At 66.6% G+C, this 4,395-nt stretch carries 3 protein-coding genes; all 3 read left to right on the plus strand.

Annotation, left to right across the window (positions count from 1 at the left end; translation table 11 throughout):
• On the plus strand, nt 1–312 hold a 312-nt coding region (locus E1292_RS53230), incomplete at its 5' end, for a PASTA domain-containing protein (RefSeq protein ID WP_220447456.1).
• Nucleotides 313–768: 456 nt separating this feature from the next.
• Nucleotides 769–1,437 (plus strand): zinc-binding dehydrogenase, encoded by a 669-nt coding sequence (locus E1292_RS49540; protein ID WP_342775784.1) that lies wholly within the window; start codon nt 769–771, stop codon nt 1,435–1,437.
• A 172-nt stretch (nt 1,438–1,609) separates the two neighbouring features.
• Nucleotides 1,610–3,136, plus strand: a complete 1,527-nt coding sequence (locus E1292_RS49545; protein WP_246091038.1) for an ISL3 family transposase — start codon at nt 1,610–1,612, stop codon at nt 3,134–3,136.
• Nucleotides 3,137–4,395: the final 1,259 nt, after the last annotated feature.

Genomic DNA, 4,395 nt, shown 5'->3' on the forward strand with positions numbered 1-4,395 from the left:
GCCACATCCCCAGCCACCGCCCCGACGACGACGTCCGACACGAACGCCCCAGACGAGACGGCGTCGGCATCCCCCACTGCGGCTACCGAACACAAAAAGCTCCCCGACGTCGTCGGCATGAACCTCCAAGCCGCCCAGGACCACCTCCAGGCCACCGGCTTCTACCTCCTCGACGACCAGGACGCCACCGGCCAGGACCGCCTGCAAGTGCTCGACCGCAACTGGCTCGTCGTACGCCAGACACCCGCCGCCGGCAAGCGCGTCACGACCGACACGCTGATCACGCTCCACGCCAAGAAGATCGGCGAGTGACCACAACAACAGGCCGGAGATTGGCAGATACAGGCAAATGCGCAGAGATGGTGAGCCGTCGTCTTCCGCCTGGCTGAGCTGCGGGTTGACATCAAGCATGGTTGAGGTTGCATGATCGGGTGCACGTTGGTGAACCGATAGGAGTGAGTGCCGTGCAGGTGGTTTGTGTGATGCGGTTCGGTGGTCCGGAGGTGCTGGTGCTGGGTGAGGCTCCGGAACCGGTGGCTGGGGTGGGCCAGGTCGTGGTCGAGGTGGCGGTCGCGGGTATCACGTTCGTCGAGACGCAGATCCGGCGTGGCGTTGCTAAGTGGCATGCCCGGCCGTCGTTGCCGTACGTGCCGGGTGGTCTGGTGGCCGGACGGGTGAGTTCTGATCGGGGCACAGGTAGATTCGGGTTGGCGTGGGCGGCGGGTCATCGCCGGTACCGGGGAGACCGGTGGCTTCGCCGAGCGGGCGGTGGCCGAGGTCGGGGAACTGTTTCCGGTACCAGACGGGCTGGACCTGGCAGAAGCGATCGCCCTCCACAGCGATGGCAGCACTGCGCAGGGGCTGGTCGAGAAGGCCAAGATCGACTCTGGTGACTGGGTGCTGGTCGAAGCGGCGGCCGGTGGGGTTGGCAGCCTGCTGGTGCAGCTCGCCCGTGCGGCGGGCGCTCGGGTCGTCGGGGCTGCCCGTGGTGTGCGCAAGCTCGAGCTGATCCGGGAATTGGGCGCCGACGCCGCGGTCGACTACTCCGACCCGGGCTGGACCGATCGGGTGCTCGAAGCGACCGGCGGCGCGGGGCCTGACGTGGTGTTCGACGGCGTCGGCGGGTGGATCGGGCGGGCCGCGTTCGAGGTGACGGCCCGCGGAGGACGGTTCTCCGTGCATGGCGCGTCCAGCGGCGAGGTCACCCTCATCGACCCCGGGGAGGCACGATTCCAGGGCGTGGAGGTGATCGGCATTGAGCAGCTCTTCGACTTCGGGCCGAACCTGGTGCGGTGGGCGGAGCAGATAATGTCCCAGGCCGCCGCCGGGCTCGTCCGGCCGGTCATCGGGCAAACCTTCGCGCTGGAACGCGCCGCCGACGCACACGCCGCGATCGAGAACCGCACCGCCCTGGGGAAGACGCTGCTGCTGCTCTAACGGATCCTCACAGGTGCATTCAGCTCTGCACGTTTACCGGCTCTGTCGCTGATCTTGGGACGTGGATCGATCTGGTGGTTGATCGTTTGCGGAGTGCGTTCCGGGATGTGTTGAGGAGTTGCTCCCGCATTGGGCGGGGATCGTGGTCGAGGTTGTGGAGCGGGTCGCGGGGATGGTGACCCCGCACGCCCGATGTCGAGCAGAAGAAGGCATCTGCCCGCATTGTGGTGTGGCGTCGGGCCGGGTGCATGACCGGTACGTGCGGAGGCTGGCCGATGCCGCGCTGAGTGGGATCAAGACCGTGCTGGCGGTGACGGTACGGCGCTTCAAATGCATGAACGCCAGGTGCGCGGCGGCGACGTTCGCCGAGCAGGTCGAGGGGCTGACCAGCCCGCACGCCCGCTTCACGCCGCTGCTACGGCAGATGCTGACGTCGGTGGCGGTGGGCATGGCCGCGCGGGCGGGAGCCCGGCTGGCGGCTCGGCTCGGGATGCCGGTCGCCAAGGACACCTTGCTGCGGCTGGTGCGATCGCATCCCGAACCGCCCGTCGGGAGGGTGCGGGCCGTGGCGGTGGACGACTTCGCCCTGCGCAAGGGCGACGTCTACGCCACGATCGTGGTCGACTTGGAGGCCCGGCGTCCGGTGGAGGTGCTGCCGGGCCGGGAGGCAGCCCCGGTGGCCGCCTGGCTTGCCGCTCACCCCGAGGTGGAGATCGTCACCCGGGATCGCGCCCGCGCCTACGCCGAAGCCGCCCGCACCGGAGCGCCGCAAGCCCGGCAGGTTGTTGATCGCTGGCACGTCTGGAACAACCTGACCGAAGCCGTGGAGAAGACGGTCGGCGCGCACCACGGCTGCGTCAAGCAGGCGTATGCCGAGCTGCCCGGCAACCGCGGTGAGCCGGCAGTCCCGCCCGAACCACCGGACGGTTACCTGGATGTCCATGGCCGCGAGCGCGCCCTGGTGACCCGGACGAGCAGGCGATACGCCGAGGTTCAGGAGCTGCTGGCCCAGGGGCGCTCACTCCGGGGCATCAGCCGGGATCTGAATCTCGACTACTACGCCGTACGCCGCTACGCCCGCGCGGCCGGCCTGGAGGAACTGCTGGTGGCGGCCACGCACCGCACCACGTTGCTGGATGCTTACAAGCCGTACCTGTATGAGCGGTTCAGCCAGGGCTGTCACAACGCGAGCCTGCTGTTTCGTGAGGTCAAGGCACAGGGATACCAGGGCAGCGCGAGCCCGGTCGGCCGCTACATCCGGCTGCTCCGCAAGGGCAGCATCGCGCCACCACCGCCCAGGCCCACACCCAAACCCCGCAAGACCACCGCGTGGATCATGACCCATCCCGACAACCTGCGTCCCGACGATGCGCCCGACCTTGAGCAGGTTCGCAAGGCCTGCCCCGAGCTGGACGCCACCTTCCGCCACGTCCGCAGCTTCGCCACCATGATGCGCGATCTGCGCGGCGACCGTCTGCCCGCCTGGATCGACGCGATCCCGGAAGAGGACCTGCCCCACCTGCACCGTTTCGCCCACGGCCTGCGCTACGACCTCGACGCCATCATCGCCGGCCTGTCGCTTCCCTGGAACTCCGGACAGGCCGAGGGCCAGAACACGCGAGTGAAGCTGGTCAAGCGGCAGGGCTATGGGCGAGCCAACTTCGATCTCCTACGGAAGCGGATCCTGCTCCGAACATGATTCTCAACTCATCCCAAGATCAGCGACAGAGCCCGTTTACCTGTACCTGGCTCTGCACTGGAACCCGTACGCCGACAACTGGGGGCGATCGACGCCGCACGACCTCCTTCGTCGGCCGCACGGCAACGGTTTACCTTCTCATCTCTTCTGATCAAACCGAGGCAACCGAAGTCCCAAGCGCAGTGCCGAACCTCAGGAATACCTTCACAACGGCAGATATTGGCATCCGCTCTTAGCGGGTCAGCATCTTCAGGTGGCTCAATTCCGTGATTGTTGCCCAGCTCAATTAGACGATCACTGACAATGTCAACGCAAAAGCGCCGCTTTCCGGGTGGGGCGGCGCTTTTGTCGCCTGTGCGGGTCTACTGGACAACGTAGACGCTTTGCGCGTAGAACGTGGCTTGCACTGACCCGTCAGGCGCCACCGCCTGGAGTCTTTCCCTCGCGCGTACAGCCGACGCTTTGCAGTTGGAGGTCTCAAACAGCAACACGACGCTGTTTGTCTGGTTTCTCACAAGCATCGGGACCATGGTAAGGGGGTAGCACTTGCGCGCGGGGTTTGTGATGACTGTGGGCTTCCCACTCACAGAGATCAACTCCAGTCTTCCTTGCGCGGCGGAGGCAGGAGCGGCGAGGGCAGGGACCAGGGCGCACCCTAAGGCGACGGCGGCGGCGACGGCGAGAAGACGGCGCATAGGACCTCCACGTTGGCTTGGGAGACAACCCCCAAGGCACCAGCGACAGGCCGTAGTCTACGTCCGATCTTGGGCATGCACTGCCAGCGGTTCACTCCGGCCGTCGATTGGCACCGGCAGAGGCACCGGGGGCCCGCATACCTCGGCCGCGTCCGCAGCGGATGCGGTCGAGCACCGGTACGGGCTCGACCGTTGCCAGGCCACCTGCGACAGGCTGTGGGGCGAACGCCGAGAGCCGTCAATAGGAGATACCGCAGCTCAACGGCATGGCATCGGCGCCGAGTTTGTTGCCGACGAGACCTCCGAGGTCGCCGCGGTGCCATGCTCCGACGCAGGTCAGCGAAACGGCCTGGCCGCGCGGAGCATTGCTGCGCTATTTACAGTGCGCAACAGGCATTCTCCCGACTGTCAGCCTTGAACGGCGGGCGAAGCCGGATTAGTACTCCAGTGACACTTGGCGATCTTGCAGCGTTCGGGTCACATGGCGACGGCCACCGCGTGATCATTCGGAGTTTGTGAAGACAACCAAAGATCGTGCGGTGGCCGCGAGCCACAGCGTAGACC

Source organism: Nonomuraea deserti (assembly GCF_004348685.1).
GTDB classification, from domain to species: domain Bacteria; phylum Actinomycetota; class Actinomycetes; order Streptosporangiales; family Streptosporangiaceae; genus Nonomuraea; species Nonomuraea deserti.

Coding starts and splice junctions, on each gene's coding strand:
- E1292_RS49545 (WP_246091038.1), top strand. CDS start 1,610: ATGGTGACCCCGCACGCCCGATGTCGAGCAGAAGAAGGCATCTGCCCG.